The organism is Nonomuraea sp. NPDC048882 (assembly GCF_040649755.1).
In the GTDB taxonomy this organism is placed as follows: domain Bacteria; phylum Actinomycetota; class Actinomycetes; order Streptosporangiales; family Streptosporangiaceae; genus Nonomuraea; species Nonomuraea maheshkhaliensis.
The window spans coordinates 195,135-213,499 of the sequence record NZ_JBEZGB010000009.1 but is presented as its reverse complement, the minus strand read 5'-3'; the positions used below and the strand labels follow the sequence as shown (position 1 = coordinate 213,499).

Below are 18,365 nucleotides of genomic sequence, written 5' to 3'. Positions count from 1 at the left end.
GGCCACTCAGGCGAGCGGGCCCGTGACCGACTCGGCCGCCGCGACGACGCCGCCATCGGCCACCAGCCGCACGGCCGACTCGATCTCCGGGGCCAGGAAGCGGTCGGGGCCCGGCGCGGGCACGGTCTCGCGCAGCGCCCTGACCACGGCCGCCGTCGCGGGCGCCGGCTCCAGCGGCGCGCGCAGGTCGAGGGCGCGGGCGGCGGTGAGCACCTCCACGGCCAGCACCCTGGTCAGCCCGTCCACGGACCTGCGCAGCTTGCGCGCGGCCGACCAGCCCATGGAGACGTGGTCCTCCTGCATGGCCGAGCTGGGGATGGAGTCGACGCTGGCGGGCACGGCCAGCCGCTTCAGCTCCGAGACGATGGCCGCCTGGGTGTACTGGGCGATCATGTGGCCGGAGTCCACGCCCGGGTCGTCGGCCAGGAACGCGGGCAACCCGTGGTTGCGGGCGACGTCCAGGAAGCGGTCCGTCCGGCGTTCGGACATGGAGGCCAGGTCGGCGGCCACGACGGCGAGGAAGTCCAGCACGTACGCGACGGGCGCGCCGTGGAAGTTGCCGTTGGACTCCACCCGCCCGTCGTCCAGCACGGCCGGGTTGTCGACGGCGCTGGCCAGCTCCCAGCCGGCCACGGTGGCGGCGTGCGCGATCGTGTCGCGGGCCGCCCCGGCGACCTGGGGGGCGCAGCGCAGCGAGTACGCGTCCTGCACGCGCGTGCAGTTGTCCGGGTCGCGGTGGCTGGCCATGACGCCCGAGTCGCGCAGGACCTTGGTCATGTTGGCGGCGGAGAGCGCGAGGCCCGGGTGCGGCCGCAGCGCCTGCAACTCGGGGGCGAACACGCGGTCGGTGCCGAGCAGGGCCTCCACGCTCATCGCGGCGCTCACGTCGGCGGTCCTGACGAGCCTGGTGAGGTCGTCGATGGCCAGGATGAGCATGCCGAGCATGCCGTCCGTGCCGTTGATCAGCGCCAGGCCCTCCTTGACGGCCAGCTCGACCGGCTCGATCCTGGCCTGCTTGAGCGCCTCGGCCGCCGGTCGCACGGTCCCCGAGGCGTCCCGTACGACGCCCTCGCCCATGAGGGTGAGCGCCACGTGCGCCAGCGGGGCCAGGTCGCCGGAGCAGCCGAGGCTGCCGTACTCGTGCACGATCGGCGTGATGCCCGAGCTGATCAGCGCGGCCAGGGTCTTGGCCGTGGTCGGCCTGATGCCCGTGTGGCCGGTGGCCAGGGTGTGCAGGCGCAGCAGCATGAGCGCGCGCACCACCTCGGTCTCCACCTCGGGGCCGTTGCCGGCCGCGTGGGAGCGCACCAGCGAGCGCTGGAGCTGGGTGCGCAGCGCGGGGTCGATGTGGCGGGTGGCCAGGGCCCCGAACCCGGTCGAGATGCCGTACGCGGGCGTGGGGCTCTCGGCCAGCTCGTCCACCCGCTGGCGGGCCGCCGCGACGGCGGCGATGGCGTCGTCGGTGAGCTGGACGGGGGCCCCGTGGCGGGCCACCCTGATGACGTCCTCGAAGCTCAGCGGCTCAGGACCGACGTTCACGACTCCGTTGTCGCCCATGTTGCGTCTCTCCCACTCAGGTAACCGGCGTACCCGATGTTAGCTCCTTACTTCCGAAGAGTTCCGCCAGCCCCTCCTCCCCCGCCTCTGTGAGGGTCACGGCCCTGGGCACGCTGTCCCGCCGGTACCACCCGCGTTCGAACAGCACCTCCGTGATCGCCGCGCCGAGCGCCCCGCCGAGGTGCGCCCTGCGCTCGGTCCAGTCGAGGCATTCGGGTGCGAAGCGCCGCCTGGATCCGCGCGCGCCCGCCACGTCCACGCCCAGCCGCGCCAGCAGCCGTTCCCCCGACTCGGTCAGGTCGCCGCCCGCGAGGTGGCCGCCCGCCACGAGCCGGTCGAGCAGGCCCACGCCGGCTCGGCCCGCGAGGTGGTCGTAGCACGTACGGGCCTCCTCCAGCCGCCTGGCCTGCCGGGACTGGCGCAGCGAGCGTACCGGGGGGCGGGCGCTGATCCTGGCCAGCACCTCCAGCACCTCGGCCACCTCGTGCCCGGACAGGCGGTAGTAGCGGTGGCGGCCCTGGCGTACGACGTCGACCAGCCCGCCGTCCAGCAGCCTGGCGAGATGGGCGCTGGCGGTGGCCGCGCTCACGCCGGCCATCCTGGCCAGTTCCCCCGCCGCCAGGGCGCGACCGTCGAGCAGGGCCGTCAGGATCGCCGCCCGCGTGGGATCGGCGATCAGCGCGGCGACGGGCGCGATGTCGGCGTCACGAGCGATGTACTCCATGCTCAACACGCTAATACGTTGACATTTCGCCCACGGTCGAAGGATGTCGTGCTGCTTTTACCTGCTTTGACCTGCTTTAGTCTGGGGCCGTCAGCGTTTGCCCAGCGCCTTGCGGATCAGGTCGCGCGCTCGGTCCATGATCGCGGCGGGCGGGCCCATCAGCAGGTTCCTGGTCAGGGACTCCGTGCCGGGATGCGGGCGTGACGGCGCCAGCGACTCCGCCGCCCGTACGGCCGCCGCCATGGCCCTGCGCTCCGCCACGGAGGTGCGGGCGCGCAGCCTGGCGAACTCGTAGCGCTCCTCGCTGCGCGCGTGCGCGGTCACGGCGGTGCGGAGCTCGGCCAGGCGGTCCCAGAAGCGCGGATGGTCCACGCCGGCCTTGTGCAGGGCGACGAGCATGCGCTTGGCCCTGTTCTCCTCGGTCAGGCGGTCGGCCACGACGCCCTGGCCGTTGTCGAGCTTCCTGCGCGCGTACGGGTGGACGATCTCCTCCTCGGCCGTCTCGTGGACGGACATGAGGCGCGTCAGCCGGTCGAACGCCTCACCGACCTTGTCCGCCGGCGCCCGCTCCACTTCGTCGAACAGGTCCCTGATCCGGCCGTGCTGGGCCACCAGCAGGTCGATGACATCGTGTTCAGCCACGTCCGCGCCTTACCCTGTCCGGCCCGCCCGCACGCGCGTCCATACCGAACGCAGCCCGCCCGGACACCGAACCCGGAGCCTGCCCGTACGGACCGCCCTCGGCCCGGGGCCCGCCGCTGGCTACAGTCGGGTCCTATGACGTCTCATGTCGCGCTCGTGACCGGCGCCTCGCGCGGCCTCGGCACCGTGATCGCCCGCCGGCTGGCCGCGGACGGTTTCGCCGTCGCCGTCAACTACTCCAAAGATCGTGACGGGGCCGAACGGGTGGCCGGCGCGATCCGCGCCGCCGGCGGCACCGCCGAGACGTTCGCCGCCGACGTCACCGACGAGTCCGCCGTGGCCGGCCTGGTCGCCGCCGTCGCCGAACGGCTCGGCCCCGTGTCGGTCCTGGTGGCCAACGCGACCGGCCCGCAACCGTCCGTCCCGGTCACGGAGCTCACCTGGCAGGACCACCTCGACCAGCTCACCTTCTTCGTCAAGAGCCCGACGCTGCTGGTCCAGGCGGTGCTGCCCGGCATGAGGGAACGCGGCGGCGGGCGCGTCATCCAGATCGGCTCCGACATCGTGGACCGCAAACTGCCCGGCATGTCCGCTTACACCGCCGCCAAGGGCGCCCAGCACGCGATCACCGAGGTCTGGGCCAAGGAGCTGGGCCCGTACGGGATCACGGTCAACGTGGTCGCGCCCGGCTGGATCCCGGTCGAGCGGCACGCGGGGCTGGACGAGAGCGGCTACCTCGCGGAGGTGCCGCTGGGCCGGATGGGCACGCCCGAGGACGTGGCCGCGGCGGTGGCGTACCTCGCCTCGGAGGGCGGCGCGTTCGTCACCGGACAGCGCATCACCGTCAACGGCGGCCACACGTGACCTCGGCGCGCGTATTCCAGTTTGGGGACTGGGCCAGTTTTCGCTAGAGTTCTCTCGTCGCCCCGCGAAACGGGGCGAAGGCGGAAGTGGCTCAGTGGTAGAGCATCACCTTGCCAAGGTGAGGGTCGCGGGTTCGAATCCCGTCTTCCGCTCGGAGCTTCCGGCTCGGTGGCGTGGCCGAGAGGCGAGGCAGCGGCCTGCAAAGCCGTCCACACGGGTTCAAATCCCGTCGCCACCTCTGCAAGGACGATTAGCTCAGCGGGAGAGCGCTTCCCTGACACGGAAGAGGTCACTGGTTCAATCCCAGTATCGTCCACCACCTTTCAGGGCCCCGGCTGATGAGCCGGGGCCCTGTTTTTTTCGCCCGACTTCGTCTTGCAGGCCGGCTCGGCGTGGGCCGACTCGGGTCGGCGATAGGCGGAAGCGCTCACCTGGTGGCCACTTCCCGGTCACCGGTATGCGCACTGAGCTCCGTGGCGGGCACATGACGGGGCGTGGCGAAGACGACCCGCACCTTCCTGCTCGCCGCCGCGGGCATCGCGCTCGGGGTCTGCGGCCTGTGCGCGCTCCCGCCCGTCGGCGGTTTCCTGCTTGGGCAGGCCGTGGCGTCCGTGCTGGTCTTCCCCGGGCTGGGGCGCGGGCTCGCGGCGGGCACGGCGGTGACGCTGGTGGTCTACGCCGTGTTGCTGACTTTCGGGGCGTACGCGGCGTTCCGGTGGTCGGGGTTCGGTGCGTCGCGGGTCGGGCTGCTCGTGTGCTGGGGGCTGGCGGGCGGGCCCGCCGGGGTGCTGGCGGTGCTGCTGTGGGCGCGGGGGCACGGCGTACCGTTCGAGGAGTACGCCCGGTACGCGGCCTCGTGGGGGATGGCGACCGCCCTGCTGGCCGCGCTGCTCACGATGGCCGCCACCCGGTTCCTGCCCGCCCCGGTCAGCGAGGGATCGTCCGTTCCGGACGGCGAACAGGTCCCGGCGCCCGCCGGCAAGAAGACACCCGCCACCACCCGAAAAGGGACACCCGCCAAGGAAGCGCCCGCTACCACCCGGAAGGGGACACCGGCCACCGGTCGCAAGGGGGCGGCGGTCAAAGACCGGTCGGCCACTCGTAAGAAGGAGTCCCCGAAGCGGCCTCCCACGCTCGTGCGCAGTCTGGCCTTTCACCCTCGCTCCTGGGTGCTGCCGTGTCTGGTGGCCGGGTGGGCGGTGGTGTGGAGCGTGCTGGTGCGGGACCGGCAGCCCCTGATGGCCTGGCTGCCACTGTCTCTGAGCTACTTCACGCAGGTGGCGGTGATCCTGGGGAGCATCGCGGCCGGATACGTGGAGGGCATGCTGCGGCGCCGCTTACCCGTGGAGGGGCGTCCGGGGCGGGCGTTCGTGCTGGCGTGGATCTCGGCGTCGGTGGCGCCCGTCGTGTACGCGGCCGTCGTCGCCATCGACCTCGGCATGCGGGAACGGCTGCTGGCCGCGCCGCTGGACCCGGCCTGGGTCGCCGAGTACCTCGGTGATCTGGGCGCGGTGCTGGTGGCCGAGCCCGTACAGGTGGCCCTGCCGCCGCTGGTGCTGGCGCTCGCCGCGGTCGGGGTGCAGTTGGTGCCGCCGCTGCGGAGGGCGGCGGCGGGCACGCCGGATCCGGTGCGCACGGACCGGCGGTGGGCGCTGCTGGTGGCGGGGGCCGCGCTCGCGCTGACGTACTTCTGCCTGGCCGTCACGTCGCGCTTCCCGCTGCTGACGCGGCGGACGTTCGATGCCGAGACGCCCGTGATGCTGCGGGCGCTCGCGCTGCTCTCCCCGCCCGATCCGGTGCTCGGTGGGACGGCGGTGGTGTGGTCGTGGGCGATGGCGGCGGTGTTCGCGGTGGCGGCGGCCGGGCTGGTCTACGTCGCGGCACGGGGGCAGCTCGTCCGGCTCTTCCCCGCCTCCTCCTACGTGGTGCTGGTGGGGGCGCTGGCGCTGGCCACCGCGCTGGCCTGGACCGTGGGCGGGGTGATCGGGCGGGTCGTGACCGGGGAGGAGCCGGTGGGGATCTCGCCCGCGGCGCAGGCGGTGGAGTTCGCCGTGTTCGTGGTGCCGGTGTTCGCGGCGCTGCTGTTCATCGTGCACTCGCAGGTCGGGGTGGCGAGGTTCGCCAGGATCGTGGATCTGGAGGACGAGCAGACCTGGGAGCAGGCGGCCGAACGGTACCGGGCGTGGCGGGAGCGGGTGCGCGATCACGTGCCTTCCTGGCGTGAGCGCTTGATGATCGCGGGCATGGCGACGGCGGGTGCGTTGGTGCCGCTGGTGGTGGCCGGTGCGCTGGTGCAGTTGGTCCCCCTGGGAGCAGCAGGGTCGCCTCGCGGCCTCATCACGGGCGACGGGCTCGGGTCGGGTGGCGGACTCGCCGCGAGTGGCGAGCTCGGGTCCGGTGGCGAACTCGCCACGAGTGGCGGACTCGCCACGAGTGGCGGACTCGGATGGGGCGGTGGGCTCAGCACGGGTGGAGAGCTTGGGGCGGGTGGTGGGCTGGGGTTTCCGGTGCCGTCTCTGGTGGCGCCGGTGGCCGACACCCTGACGTGTGCGGCCTATCTGGTGCTGCTCGCGGGGCTGATCTACGTGTCGCTGATGAGGGTGAACCTGCGGGAGCGGCGGGGGGCGGTCTGGGCGGCTGTGTGGGGCGCGTCCGTCGTCGCGGGGGTGGCGGCGGGGCTGGCCACACCGGCGGGCTTTCTGCTGGGGCTGGTCGCGGGGCCGTTCGCGGTCGCGGGGGTGGTGGCGGGGCCGCTGCTGGCGGGGCGGCGCAGGGTGCTCGTGGTCGCGGGCGCGGTGCTGCTGCTGGTCGCGGCGGCGCCGTTGGTGCGAAGGGCGCCGGCCGGTGAGCCGCTCACGATCACGACGGCGACGTGGCGGGCGCGGGCACCGGGGCTCACGGTCGAGATCTCCTACCCGGCGGTCGCGGACGGGCCCGACGCGGCGCGGGCCGGGGCCGCGCTGGTTGCTCCGGTACGCACGCACGTCGAGGAGGTCTTGCGGCGGCACCGGGAGGATCCTTCACGCGCCCCTGGCCCAGCTACCGGCCCGACGGCCACCCCTGCGACTGGTCCCACCACCACCCCGACGACCAGCGCCGTGACCGGGGGCTACACGGTGGTGCGTAACGATGCCGGGGTCGTTTCCGTGCGTTATGCACTGTCCGGCGAGGTCGGCCGGGCCGTCACCTACGGGCGGGCCGAGGGGCGGGTGCTGGAGGTGCGGGACCTGTTCGTCCCCGCCGCCTTCACCCCCGCCGGACGGCGGCAACTGGCCGCCGCGTTGCGGCCGCTGATGCCCAAGGGGCAGGTGCCGAGGACCGTGAGCCTGGACAACGACCGGCTGCTGGTCAACCTGGCTCCGGGGGCCGTGGAGTTCGCGTTCGGCCGTGACTACTTCTGCGCCCCCTGCGCCCCGGTCACGGTCCGGGTCCCGGACGCACGGCTGACCGGCCTCAGGCACGGGTAGCAAGACAGGGCACCGTCAGAACATCCCGTTCCGGTTCAGGGCCTCCGCCGGGATCTCCTGCATGACGTCCCAGTGCTCGACCAGCTTTCCGTCCTTGAGTCGGAAGATGTCCATGATCGCCGTGCCCCGCTGTCCGGGCACGCGGACCGCGTACACGTGCCCGACGACGTAATCGTCCTCGGCGAGCAGGCGTCTGACCTCGACCCGCAACGCCGGGAAGGTCTCCTTCAGCTGGCGCAGCCGCGCCTGGAGGCCGTCGGCGCCGTCGGCGATCAGCGGGTTGTGCTGGGTGTAGCCGTCGCCGACGAGCTTGGCGACGGTGTCGAAGTCCTTTTCGTTGAAGGCGGCCTCGTAGAAGTCGAGGACGGTCTGCTTGTTCGACGCGACGGTGGGCATGCGCACTCCTTGACTGAACGGCCGTAGCGCTACGACTGTAGCGCTACGAGTGTCGGGATACAATGCCGGGTATGAGCACCACTGCGTCGAGCGACCGCCAGGCGCGCGGGCGCAACCGGAGAGGCCAGGGCGAGCGGCTGCGGGAGGACATCGTCGAGGCCGCCACCCGGCTGCTCGACGAGCTCGGCGACGACGAGGCTCTGTCGATGCGCGCCGTGGCCCGCGCGGTCGGCAGCGCCGCGACCTCGGTCTACCTGCACTTCGCCGACCGCGACGCCCTTGTGCTCGCCGTACTCGACCGCTGCCACGACGAGCTGACCCGGGCCGTCGACGACGCCGAGGCCGCGTCGGGCGACCCGGTGGCCCGGCTCCGCGCGCGCACTCTGGTGCTGGGCGCCTGGGCGCACCGGCATCCCGGCCTGTACAAGGTGCTGCACGAGAGCGCGCTCAACGAGCGGGCCGAGATGCCGTTCAAGCGGCACCTGGCCGAGCGCACCACCGCCGCGGTCCAGCGCTGCATGGACGCCGGCCGCGCCCCCGCCGACGACGCCGCCACCGTCGCGCTCGACCTGCGCGCGGCCGTTCACGGAGCCGTCTCGATGCGCCTGCACCAGCCCGACCATCCATGGCCGCCGCTGGAGGAGCAGGTCGAACGCTTCCTCGTCAAGCTCGTCGGGATCCGCCCGCCGGCCTCGTGATCGCTCGCAAGAGCGGACGATCTGGTCATCCGGGCCGCTTGGCGCGACGATCAGCTCATGGAGACTCAGGAGATCGCCGACCGATTAGAGATCACCGGCCTGCTGGCTCGCTACACCTTCGCGATCGACTCCGGTCAGTGGGACCTGCTCGACGAGGTGTTCACCCCGGACGCGTCGATCGACTACAGCTCGTCGGGAGGCATCAAGGGCACGCGGGACGAGGTCAAGGTCTGGCTGGCCGAGGTGCTGACGCACTGGCCGGCCCGCCTGCACCTGATCGGCGCCGCGCGGATCGACTTCCTGGACGGCGAGGCCCGGGTGAGCGCCCCGTTCACCGACACCCTGGCCCCGACGCGCGAGCTGGTCGCGGCCCGTACCGAAGGGTTCCTGCACGGGGGCGGCTACTACCACCACCGCATGCGCCGCACCGGCAGCGGCTGGCGCAGCGTCGAACTGGTGGAGGAGCAGAGCTGGCGCACCGCGCGGTGAGCGATAGCCCATCCCGTCAGCGGGAGGAGCCGCGCGCCGCCGTACGGACCGGCGCGCGGCACGTGCCCGACCCAAGCTGACCTGCGCAAATAACCACAGGTACGGATTTATCGCGTTTGTGGGTAGATCGGGGAGGGCAGCGCCACAGCGGGTAGTGTCCCCCTGCCCTTCCCGGTCGAAAGGCTGTGCGGTATGGCGTTCGCATGGGCTCTTCTCGGTCATGACATAGCGGTCGATCTCGGCACGGCCAACACGCTCGTGTACGTCCGCAGGAAGGGCATCGTGCTGAACGAGCCCTCCGTCATCGCGATCAACCTGCACAAGAACACCGTCGTCGCGGTCGGCAGGCCGGCCAAGCGCATGATGGGCCGCACTCCCCCGCACATCGCCACGATCAGGCCGCTCAAGGACGGCGTGATCGCGGACCTGGACGCGGCGGAGCGGATGTTGCGCATGTTCATCCAGAAGGCGCATCCCAGCAGGTTCCTCGCCAAGCCCCGCATCGTGGTGGCGGTCCCGAGCGGCACCACCTCGATCGAGCAGCGGGCGGTCAAGGAGGCCGCGTACGAGGCGGGCGCGCGGAGGGTGCACATCATCGAGGAGCCGATGGCGGCGGCGATCGGCGCCGGGCTGAAGGTCGGCGAGGCCACCGGCAACATGGTCGTCGACATCGGCGGCGGCACCACGGAGGTGGCCATCGTCTCGATGAGCGGCGTCGTGGTGGCCAAGTCGCTGCGGGTGGGCGGCGACGAGCTGGACGAGGCGATCATCACCCACATCAAGAAGGAGCACGCGCTGCTGCTCGGCGAGCGCACCGCCGAACGGCTGAAGATCGACCTCGGCATGGCCAGGCCGGCGCCCGTGACGGCCCGCGACGCCGATCCCGAGCCGAAGGGCCGGCACCGGGTGGGCGTCTGCGAGCTGCCGGTGGACGGGCCGCAGGTCGAGGTGCCGGACGAGGACGCCGCCGAGCCGCCCGCGCCGCGCGGCTGGAACCCGTTCCGGTCCCGGCCGAAGCCCCGGAGCGCCGCGCCGGCCGCCGCTCCGCGCCCGCTGGAGCCGCGTGCCTCCGCCCCCGTACGCGGGCGCGACCTGGTCAGCGGCCTGCCAAAAACCGCGACCATCACCGCCGAGCAGATCAGCGAGGCCATCGAGAACGAGGTCCAGGCCATCATCGACGCGGTGCAGACGACGCTCGACCAGTGCCCGGCGGAGCTGGCCGGCGACCTGCTGGACAACGGCATCGTCCTGACCGGCGGCGGCGCCTTGTTACGGGGCCTGGCCGAGCGCATGGGTGAGGCCACCGGCATGCCCATCCGGGTGGTGGACAAGCCGCTGTACTCGGTCGCGCTCGGCGCGGGCCGCTGCGTCGAGCGGTTCCAGGCCATGCGTGACGTGCTGCTGCCCGACTGGTCACGCCGGTGAGGCGGACGTTCGTCCTGCTCCTGCTCGGCACCGCGGTCCTGCTGGTCGTGACCGACCGCTGGTTCGTGCCGCTGACGTCGCTGCGGGCGGCGGGCGCGGCCGTGTACGGGGGCGCGGAGAGCGCGGCCGGCACGGTGACCAGGGCGTTCGGCGGGGACGGGCGGCTGCGGGAGCTGGAGCGGGAGAACGCCGCGCTGCGGGCCGAGCTGGTGTCCGCGGGCGCCCGTTCGGTGAGCAGTCCGATCTCCGGGGTCTCCGCGTCGCGTGGGGTGGCCGCGCATGTCGTGGGGTTCGGGCGGGGGCCGCGGGTCACCGTGGATGTCGGCTCGGGCTCGGGGGTCGTGCGGGACGTGACCGTGTTGAACGCCGACGGCCTGGTCGGCAAGGTCACCTGGGCCGGGGCCGGCACCGCCTCGGTGTCCCTGATCACCGACGCGGCCTCGTCCGTGGGGGTGCGGCTGGCCGGAAGCGGTGAGCTGGGGGTGGTGACGGGGCTGCCGGGCGAGGGGCTGCTGCGGCTCAGCCTGTTCGACCCGGACGCGCCACTCCAGGTCGGCGACAAGGTGGAGACGCTGGGGTCGGCCGGCGGGCGGCCGTACGTGGCGGGGGTGCTGGTCGGTGCGGTCACCGCGATCGAGCGGGTGCCGGGCGCGGCCACCCGCACGGCGCTGGTACGCCCCGCCGCCCGACTCTCCGCGCTCAGTCTCGTCACGGTCATCGTGCCGGAACCGGAGCGGTGAGCCGTGCGGTCGGCACGGGCGTCGCTCCCGCACTTACGCGTGCGCCCGGCGGTGTGGCCGCTTCCGCACTTACGCGTGCGCGCGGCCCTGTGGCCGCTCGCGTCGGCAGGGAGAGGTGTGCCGTGGGGCTGGTGATGTTGGTGCTCGCGGCGCCGCTGTTGCAGGTGCTGCTGGTCAACCGGTCGCCGTGGGGCGGCCCTGACCTGGTGGCGCTGGCCGTGGTGTGGCTGGCGGTGGCCAGGGGGCCGGTCTGGGGGTGTGCGGCGGGCCTGGTCGCCGGGCTGGCCGCCGACGTGACGCCGCCCGCCGACGGCACGGTGGGGCGGGCGGCGCTGGCGCTGTCGGTCACCGGGCTGCTGGTGGGGTGGTGGCGCGAGCGCAGGCCGCTGCCGGCGGCGGTGGCCGGGGCCGTGCTGGGGCCGCTTCTGCAGAGCGCCGCCGCGGTGGCGCTCGGGGACGAGCCGTGGCCCGCCGTGGTGGCCGGGCTGCCGCTGACGCTGGCCTGGACGGTGGGTCTCGGGGTCGCCGTCGGGGCGGTGCTCGCTCGACGGCATCCGGCCGAGAGGGTGCCCCGCCATGTCTGAACGCGGACGATGGCCGGGCGAGGGGTGTCGCGTGGTGTCTGAAAGGCGGCCGGACAAGGGGTGTCGGGTCGCGTCCGGCAGTCGGCCGGCCGGAGGGGTGGTGTGGCGTGTCTAGGGGGCGGTTGTTCGTGTTGCGGCTGGCCGTCGCGGGCATGGTGATCACGCTGCTCGGACGGCTGTGGTTCCTTCAGGTGGTCAGCGGCGAGCGGTACGTGCGGGCGGCGGCCGACGTGCGGATCAGGAGCGTGACGCTGCCGGCGGTCAGGGGCCCGATCCTCGACGTGGCGGGCCGCCCGCTGGTGACCAACAGGACCAGGCCGGTGGTCACCGTCAACGCGGTGGAGCTGGCCCATCAGCCGGACGGCGGGCGGGAGGTGCTGACGCGGCTGGGCGAGGCGCTGGGGCGGTCGTACCGGCAGATCGCGGAGAAGGTGCGGTTGTGCGGGCCTTCGGTGCCGCGCCCGTGCTGGCCGGGCTCCCCGTACGAGCCGATCCCTGTCGCCGAGGCCGTGAGCGTGCCGACGGCGCTGCAGATCAGCGAGCGCCAGCAGGACTTCCCCGGCGTGCGTACGGAGCTGCGCCCGGTCAGGGCGCACCCGTCCGGCGCCTCCGCCGCGCACACCCTCGGCTACGTGCAGGGCGCCGAGGGCCGCGACGGGCTCGAAGGCGTCTATGACGGGGAACTGGCCGGGCGGGCCGGGCGCAGGGACGTGGCCGTGGACAACACCGGCCGGGTCACGCGGACCGTCCGAGAGGTGCCGCCCGTCCCCGGGAACACGCTCGTGACCAGCATCGACACCCGGATCCAGGCCGTCGCCGAGCGGGCGCTCGGCCGGGCGCTGCGGGCCACGGGCGGCACGTCGGGCGCGGCCGTGATCATGGAGTCGATGACGGGCCGGGTGGTCGCGCTGGCCGGGCGGCCCTCGTACGACCCGGGCGTGTGGACCGACGGCGTGACGGCGGCGGAGTACCGGGCGCTGCCGCTGCTGTCACGGGCCGTGCAGGGTGAGTGGGCGCCCGGCTCGACGTGGAAGGTCGCCTCGGTGGCGGCGGCCGCGTCCGCCGGGTACGCGCTGGACGCCACCTACGACTGCCCGGCCGGCTACCCGATCGGCGGCCGTACCTTCGGCAACTTCGGCAGCGCCGACCTGGGCCGGATGACCATGCACGGCGCGCTGGTGCGGTCGTGCGACACGATCTTCTACCGGCTGGCCGACGAGCTGTGGCAGCGCCGCTCCAGCGTGCCGCAGGAGACCGCCCGCGGGTTCGGCTTCGGCGCGCCGACCGGCGTGGACCTGCCCGGCGAGGCGGCCGGGGCGGTGCCTGACGCGGCCGCGAAGAAGGCGCACTGGCGGGCCACCCGCGCGGAGAGCTGCCGCCGGGCCGTCAAGGGCTACCCGGAGCTGGCCGACCGGGCGCGGGCGGCCTACCTGACCACCATCGCCGGGGAGAACTGCCGGGGCGGCGGCGCGTGGCGGGGCGGCGACGCCGCCAACTTCTCCATCGGGCAGGGCGGGGTGCTGGTCACGCCGCTGCAGCTGGCGCGGGCGTACGCGGCCGTGGCCAACGGCGGCACCCTGCACAGCCCGCGTGTCGGCCTGCGCGTCGTGCGCCCCGACGGCACCACGGCACGCACGATCACGCCGCCGGTGGCGGGCCGGCTGCCCGCCTCCCCCGGGACTCTGCGCTTCATCCGGCAGGCCCTCGCCCAGGTGCCCAGGGAAGGCACCGCGGAAGGCGCGTTCAGGGGTTTCCCGTTCGGGAAGATCGCCGTGGCGGGGAAGACGGGGACGGCAGAGTCGTTCGGGCACCGGGACACCTCCTGGTTCGCCTCGTTCGCCCCCGACCCCGCGTACACGGTGGTCGTCGTGCTGTCCCAGGGCGGCAGGGGCGCGGAGGGCGCCGCCCCGGCCGCCCGCGAGATCTGGGAGGGCGTTCTCGGGCTGAGGGAGCGGCAATGATCACGATGTCCGGCAGGCGGCCGCTGGTGTGGGCAGCGTCGCTCGGCCCGCCCGACCGGGTGCTGACGCTGCTGGCCCTCGCCCTGTCCGGGACCGGGCTGCTGCTGGTGTGGTCGGCCACCCGGATGGAGGGCGACCACGGGCTGCTGGTGCGGCAGGCGGTCTCCGTCGGGGCCGGGCTGGTGCTGATGTGGCTGGTCTCGCGGGTGGATCTGCGGGTGCTGCGGGCGTACGTGCCGCTCGCGTACGTGCTGGCGCTGCTGTCGCTGGCCGGGGTGCTGAGCCCGCTGGGGGTGCGGGTCAACGGGGCCCACTCGTGGATCGTGCTGGCGCCGGGGGTGCAGTTCCAGCCGTCGGAGTTCGCCAAGGTGGCGCTGGCGCTGGCGTTCGCCGTTCCCCTGGGTGAGCTGCTGGACGGGCGGCGGCGGCCGGGGTTCGGCGGGGTGCTGCTGGCGCTGGTGCTGGCCGCGGTGCCCATCGCCCTGATCGCGTTGCAGCCGGACCTGGGCACGATGCTGGTGTTCGCGGCCATGGTGGCAGGGGCGCTGCTGGTGTCGGGGGCGCCCAAGCGGTGGCTGCTGGTGCTCGCTCTGGGGGCGGCGGGCGCGGCGGTGGCGGCGTGGCAGTTCGGGCTGGTACGGCCGTACCAGGTGCAGCGGCTGCTCGTGCTGGCGAACCCCGGGGCCGATCCGGGCGGCGTCGGGTACAACGCCGCCCAGGCGCGCATCGCGATCGGCTCCGGCGGCCTCTACGGTAAGGGGCTGTTCAACGGCGAGCAGACGGCGGGGCATTTCGTGCCCGAGCAGCACACCGACTTCATCTTCACCGTGGCCGGCGAGGAGCTCGGGTTCGCCGGCGCGGCACTGATCGTGCTGGCCGTGTTCGCGCTGCTGTGGCGGGGGCTGTCGATCGCGCGGCGCAGCGCGTCGCCGTACGGGACCGTGCTGGCTGGGGCGCTGGTGTCGTGGCTGGCCTGCCAGACGTTCATGAATGTGGGCATGACTCTGGGGCTCGTGCCGGTCGTGGGCGTGCCGCTGCCGTTCGTCTCCTACGGCGGCTCGGCCACGGTGGCGGGGCTGCTGGCCGTCGGGCTGTTACAGGCCGTGCACAGGACCAAGGCCATGCAGCCGTAGCAGGTTCCGGTCGTAGACCCCGGACAGCGCCTGACTGGCCTACTGCGGTATCTCCGGCATGACCTCGTCGTCGGACGGGTGTGCCGCCTGAGGTAGGCGTCCGTTTTTCAAATGACGAACATGCTTGAAGGATGACCGACGATGAACCAAGCGATCTGATCCGCAGCGTCTCACGCGCCCTGCGCGTGCTGGAGGAGGTCTCGCGGGCCGACCGGCCGCTGTCGGTCAAGGTGATAGCCCGCCGGTGCGGCCTCAACCTGTCCACCTCCTACCATCTCGTCCGCACCCTCTGCTACGAGGGCTACCTGCACCGGCGACCCGACGGCGACTACATGATCGGCTCGAAGGTGGCCGAGCGCTTCCACGAGATGCTGGAGGCGTTCGAGCGCCCGCCTCGGGCGGCGGAGGTGCTGCGGCAGCTCGCCGCAGAGTCCGGCCACACCGCCTACCTCGCGCAGCTCACCGACGCGCGGCTGGTGGTGGTGGACGTGGCGGAGGGGCCGCGCTCGCCGTGGCTGGAGGACCTCCAGGCGGGCCTGGAGACGGCCCCGCACGCCACCGCGCTCGGCAAGGCACTGCTGCTGTCGCTGCCGCCGCGCATCCGGCGGGGCATCCTCACCGAGTACGGCCTGCGCCGCTTCACCTCCGCCACCCCCACCAGCGTCGAGGACGTCGAGGAGGAGCTGGCGCTCCTACGCCCCGGCCAGGTGGTGGAGGAGTACGGGCAGTTCAGGGAGGACGTGGCCTGCGCGGGCGCGGTCGTGCCCGGCACGCAGTGGGCGATCGGCATCTCCACCCGCGGCCTGTCCATCCCGGCGCTGGCCCGCGCCCGGCTGCGCGAAGCGCTGCGTGACCTCACCTGATCCCGCGCCGCCTTACGCTTGCTCTGGAGGGGTGCCGAGATGCGAGTGATCTTGTTCGGGGCGACCGGGATGGTCGGGCGCGGGGTGCTCAGGGAGTGCCTGCTCGACGACCGGGTCACGGCCGTGCTCACGGTCGGCAGGGCCGTCACGGGGGTCACCCACGGCAAGCTGCGCGAGCTGCGCCACGACGACCTGCTCGACCTGTCCGCGATCGAGGACGAGCTGCGCGGTTACGACGCGTGCTTCTTCTGCCTCGGGGTCTCGTCGGCGGGCATGAAGGAGCGCGACTACCGGCGCATCACGTACGACTTCACGCTGTCGGCCGGCCGGACGCTGGCGCGGCTCAATCCCGGCTCGACGTTCGTGTACGTGTCCGGCGTCGGCACCGACGCCCACGGCCGGGCCATGTGGGCGCGGGTGAAGGGCGAGACCGAGAACGCCCTGCTGGAGCTGCCCCTGGAGGCGTACATGTTCCGGCCCGGCTACATCCAGCCGATGTACGGCGTCACCTCGCGCACCCGCTTCTACCGGCTGGCCTACGTGGTGGTGCGGCCGTTCTACCCGGTGCTGCGGCGGCTGTTCGGCGCGGGGATCACCACGACCGAGCGGATCGGCCAGGCGATGATCACGGTGGCCGAGCGGGGCGCCCCCAAGCGGATCCTCGGCCCCGCCGACATCAACGCGCTCTGCGAGACCGGCGCGCGCTGAACGCGGCCGGCGCGAGGGGGACGGCGGCGAGCGAGGCGGCCGCGGCCAGGCCCCACACCGTGGCCCATGAGGTGTGGGCCAGCACCACGGGGATGAGCAGCGGGGTGAGGAAGGCCATGGCGAACAGCGTGGTCCCGATCAGGCCCAGGGCCGTGCCCGCGCGGCCCGCGCCGGCCATGGCGGCGATCTCGGTGTAGGCGACGCCGTGCCAGGAGTTGGCCAGCAGGCCGCCGAGGGCGAGTGCGGTGACGGTGATCGGGGTGGGCGCGTCGGTGAGCACCGCCGCCCCGGCCATCACGATCCCGGCCAGGACGCCGATGCGGCGCAGGCAGGCGCGGCGGGCGGAGGCGCTGTCTTCCGCGCGGTCGGTGCGGCGGCCGGTCCAGATGCGGACCGCGCCGCCGCCCAGCTGGGCGATCAGCACGGTGAGGCCGGCCAGGGCCGTGCCCGCGCCCTTGGCGTCGTGCAGGAAGATCGCGGTGAAGGTGAGCACGGCGAACTGGGGGACGGTGAGCAGGGCTCCGGCCAGCGCGAGCCGCCACACGTCCCAGCGCCGCAACGGCGACCTGAGCCCCAGGTCCTCCGCGACGGGTGACGCCGGAACGGCGCTCTCCGCAGCCGGCGACGTCCGGGCGGCGCTCTCCGTAACGCGTGACGTCCGGACGGCGCTCTCCGCCACGGGGGCGGACAGGCCGGTGGTGGTCTGCGGAACGGGCGAGGGGCCGCGCGGTCCTGTCGTAGTCGTCGGCAGGACGGCCGGCCGCGGAGTGGGTTCGTGCAGCCAGCGCCAGGTCGCCGCGGCGGCGAGCAGGCAGAAGGCGGCGGGAACGGCGTAGACGGCGCGGAAGCCGTACGACTGGGCCAGCCACGGCAGCAGCGCCACCCCGACCGCGCCACCCGCCGGGATCGCCGTCTGGCGCACGCTCATCGCGAACCCCCGCTCCCCCTCCCCGAACCAGGTCATCACCGCGCGCCCCGACGCGCCGTTGACGCTGCCGCCGAGCGCGCCCGCGATCGTCAGGCACACCGCCAGCAGCGCCGTCCCGGCCCCGTCCGCCGGTGTGACGGCCGTGGCCATCACCACCAGCAGGACGCCGGTGGACGTCAGGCCGGTGAGCAGGACGCGCCGGTCGCCGAACCGGTCGGTCAGCAGACCCCAGACGATGTCGGAGACGGCCACGCCGAGCCCGAGACAGGCCAGCGCCAGCCCGAGCGCCCCCGTGGACAGGTGGTAACCCGCCCGCATCGAGACGCCGGTGACCGGGATGCCGGAGAACATCGCCGAGAAGCTGCCTTGCGCCCCGACGCCCACGGCCAGCACGACCCAGCGGTGCCGGGGCCCGTACCGGCGCGGCCCCGCTCCTTCGGTCGATGTCGGCACGGTCGGCACGGTCGGCACTGCCATCACACCACTGCTCCTGCTTCAAGTAACCGTCTACAGTGGTTATTAACCGTGACAGCCGCCGAAGTAACTTGTCAACCTGGTTACTATGGGGGCATGGACTTCACGTTCGTCAGCGGGAACCTCGGGCTCGACCTGGCCGGCACCGTCGGCGACCGGCGGGGCGCGCGGGTCGACCTGCTGGCGACGCCCGCGGAGCTGGCCCGCTGGACGGTCGCCGCCGGGCTGCTCGACGTCCCGCCCACCGCCGGTGACGACGACCTGGCCGGGGCGGTGGCGCTGCGTGAGGCGATCTACCGGCTGGCGTCCGCGGCCCGTACGGGGGCGGCGTTCGAGGCGGCCGACCGGCGCACGCTCAACCGGTTCGCCGCGCCCGCGCCGGCGAGCGTGCTGCTCGGCGAGCACGGCGTGGAGCGCGGCGGCGACCTGTCCGCCGCGCTGTCCAGCGCCGCCCGCTCGGCCGCCGAGCTGCTGGGCGGGCCGCAGGCGGCACTGATCAGGGAGTGCGAGGCCGTTCCCTGCACCCGGCTCTACCTCGACACCTCGCATCGGCGTACGCGCCGATGGTGCGACATGCGCCGCTGCGGCAACCGGGCCAAGGCGGCGGCCTTCCGCGCCCGCCACTCCTGACCGCCCCACCTGCTCCCCAAGCCGTCCGCTCACCGCGAGTCCGCCCTGCGGGGCCGGGTGTGCTCGATGATGGAATACCTGG

General features: G+C 73.5%; 17 protein-coding genes and 3 tRNA genes. 15 read left to right on the top strand and 5 right to left on the bottom strand.

From position 1 onward, the window contains the following. Positions 1 to 6: 6 nt before the first annotated feature. The 3 genes from hutH to AB0C27_RS30860 form a co-directional block, all read right to left on the bottom strand. Entirely contained in the window at positions 7 to 1,557 is a 1,551-nt protein-coding gene (gene hutH, locus AB0C27_RS30870; protein WP_357850834.1) for a histidine ammonia-lyase, read from the bottom strand. Positions 1,558 to 1,573: 16 nt separating this feature from the next. After that, positions 1,574 to 2,281: a winged helix-turn-helix domain-containing protein gene (locus AB0C27_RS30865; RefSeq protein ID WP_357850831.1), complete on the bottom strand. Its 708-nt coding sequence runs from the start codon at positions 2,279 to 2,281 to the stop codon at positions 1,574 to 1,576. A gap of 90 nt (positions 2,282 to 2,371) precedes the next feature. Next, on the bottom strand, positions 2,372 to 2,923 hold the full coding sequence (locus AB0C27_RS30860) for a hemerythrin domain-containing protein (protein WP_357850828.1): 552 nt from the start codon (positions 2,921 to 2,923) through the stop codon (positions 2,372 to 2,374). Between the two features lie 135 nt (positions 2,924 to 3,058). Between AB0C27_RS30860 and AB0C27_RS30855 the strand changes: the two genes are divergently transcribed. From AB0C27_RS30855 to AB0C27_RS30835, 5 genes are all read left to right on the top strand, one after another. Then, positions 3,059 to 3,787 (top strand): SDR family oxidoreductase, encoded by a 729-nt coding sequence (locus AB0C27_RS30855; protein ID WP_357850825.1) that lies wholly within the window; start codon positions 3,059 to 3,061, stop codon positions 3,785 to 3,787. Between the two features lie 80 nt (positions 3,788 to 3,867). Further along, positions 3,868 to 3,939, top strand: a tRNA-Gly gene (locus tag AB0C27_RS30850). Positions 3,940 to 3,954: 15 nt separating this feature from the next. Then, positions 3,955 to 4,025: transfer RNA gene (locus AB0C27_RS30845), tRNA-Cys, on the top strand. Positions 4,026 to 4,031: 6 nt separating this feature from the next. Beyond that, positions 4,032 to 4,106: transfer RNA gene (locus tag AB0C27_RS30840), tRNA-Val, on the top strand. Positions 4,107 to 4,281: 175 nt separating this feature from the next. Beyond that, positions 4,282 to 7,254: a hypothetical protein gene (locus AB0C27_RS30835; RefSeq protein ID WP_357850822.1), complete on the top strand. Its 2,973-nt coding sequence runs from the start codon at positions 4,282 to 4,284 to the stop codon at positions 7,252 to 7,254. 15 nt (positions 7,255 to 7,269) lie between these two features. Here the strand turns inward: AB0C27_RS30835 and AB0C27_RS30830 are convergent, their stop codons facing one another. Continuing rightward, entirely contained in the window at positions 7,270 to 7,650 is a 381-nt protein-coding gene (locus AB0C27_RS30830) for an ester cyclase (protein WP_357850819.1), read from the bottom strand. 71 nt (positions 7,651 to 7,721) lie between these two features. Between AB0C27_RS30830 and AB0C27_RS30825 the strand changes: the two genes are divergently transcribed. The 9 genes from AB0C27_RS30825 (at position 7,722) to AB0C27_RS30785 (ending at position 16,251) form a co-directional block, all read left to right on the top strand. Next, complete coding sequence (locus AB0C27_RS30825; RefSeq protein WP_357850816.1) at positions 7,722 to 8,348, top strand: TetR/AcrR family transcriptional regulator; 627 nt, start codon at positions 7,722 to 7,724, stop codon at positions 8,346 to 8,348. Between the two features lie 57 nt (positions 8,349 to 8,405). After that, positions 8,406 to 8,837: a nuclear transport factor 2 family protein gene (locus AB0C27_RS30820; RefSeq protein WP_357850813.1), complete on the top strand. Its 432-nt coding sequence runs from the start codon at positions 8,406 to 8,408 to the stop codon at positions 8,835 to 8,837. Between the two features lie 192 nt (positions 8,838 to 9,029). Further along, the gene (locus AB0C27_RS30815) at positions 9,030 to 10,262 is read left to right on the top strand and encodes a rod shape-determining protein (protein ID WP_357850810.1); all 1,233 of its coding nucleotides are present in this window, start codon (positions 9,030 to 9,032) and stop codon (positions 10,260 to 10,262) included. Then, positions 10,259 to 11,002 carry a rod shape-determining protein MreC gene (gene mreC / locus AB0C27_RS30810; RefSeq protein WP_357850807.1) on the top strand — a complete coding sequence of 248 codons (744 nt, stop codon included), beginning with the start codon at positions 10,259 to 10,261 and terminating at the stop codon, positions 11,000 to 11,002. Before AB0C27_RS30815 ends, mreC begins: the two co-directional genes overlap by 4 nt. Before the next feature lie 122 nt (positions 11,003 to 11,124). Further along, a complete protein-coding gene (locus AB0C27_RS30805) occupies positions 11,125 to 11,586 on the top strand; it encodes a hypothetical protein (RefSeq protein ID WP_357850805.1) in 462 nt (153 codons plus the stop codon). 107 nt (positions 11,587 to 11,693) lie between these two features. Beyond that, on the top strand, positions 11,694 to 13,547 hold the full coding sequence (locus AB0C27_RS30800; RefSeq protein ID WP_357850802.1) for a penicillin-binding transpeptidase domain-containing protein: 1,854 nt from the start codon (positions 11,694 to 11,696) through the stop codon (positions 13,545 to 13,547). Then, positions 13,544 to 14,680 carry a rod shape-determining protein RodA gene (gene rodA, locus AB0C27_RS30795; RefSeq protein WP_357850799.1) on the top strand — a complete coding sequence of 379 codons (1,137 nt, stop codon included), beginning with the start codon at positions 13,544 to 13,546 and terminating at the stop codon, positions 14,678 to 14,680. The genes AB0C27_RS30800 and rodA overlap by 4 nt, the downstream gene beginning before the upstream one ends. A 131-nt stretch (positions 14,681 to 14,811) precedes the next feature. Further along, complete coding sequence (locus tag AB0C27_RS30790; protein WP_357850796.1) at positions 14,812 to 15,543, top strand: helix-turn-helix domain-containing protein; 732 nt, start codon at positions 14,812 to 14,814, stop codon at positions 15,541 to 15,543. Between the two features lie 39 nt (positions 15,544 to 15,582). After that, on the top strand, positions 15,583 to 16,251 hold the full coding sequence (locus AB0C27_RS30785) for an epimerase (RefSeq protein ID WP_357850793.1): 669 nt from the start codon (positions 15,583 to 15,585) through the stop codon (positions 16,249 to 16,251). Here the strand turns inward: AB0C27_RS30785 and AB0C27_RS30780 are convergent. Then, positions 16,220 to 17,656: an MFS transporter gene (locus tag AB0C27_RS30780; RefSeq protein ID WP_357850790.1), complete on the bottom strand. Its 1,437-nt coding sequence runs from the start codon at positions 17,654 to 17,656 to the stop codon at positions 16,220 to 16,222. The two genes, AB0C27_RS30785 and AB0C27_RS30780, sit on opposite strands and share 32 nt — an antisense overlap. A gap of 93 nt (positions 17,657 to 17,749) precedes the next feature. Between AB0C27_RS30780 and AB0C27_RS30775 the strand changes: the two genes are divergently transcribed. Beyond that, positions 17,750 to 18,283: an ABATE domain-containing protein gene (locus tag AB0C27_RS30775; protein ID WP_357850787.1), complete on the top strand. Its 534-nt coding sequence runs from the start codon at positions 17,750 to 17,752 to the stop codon at positions 18,281 to 18,283. Positions 18,284 to 18,365: the final 82 nt, after the last annotated feature.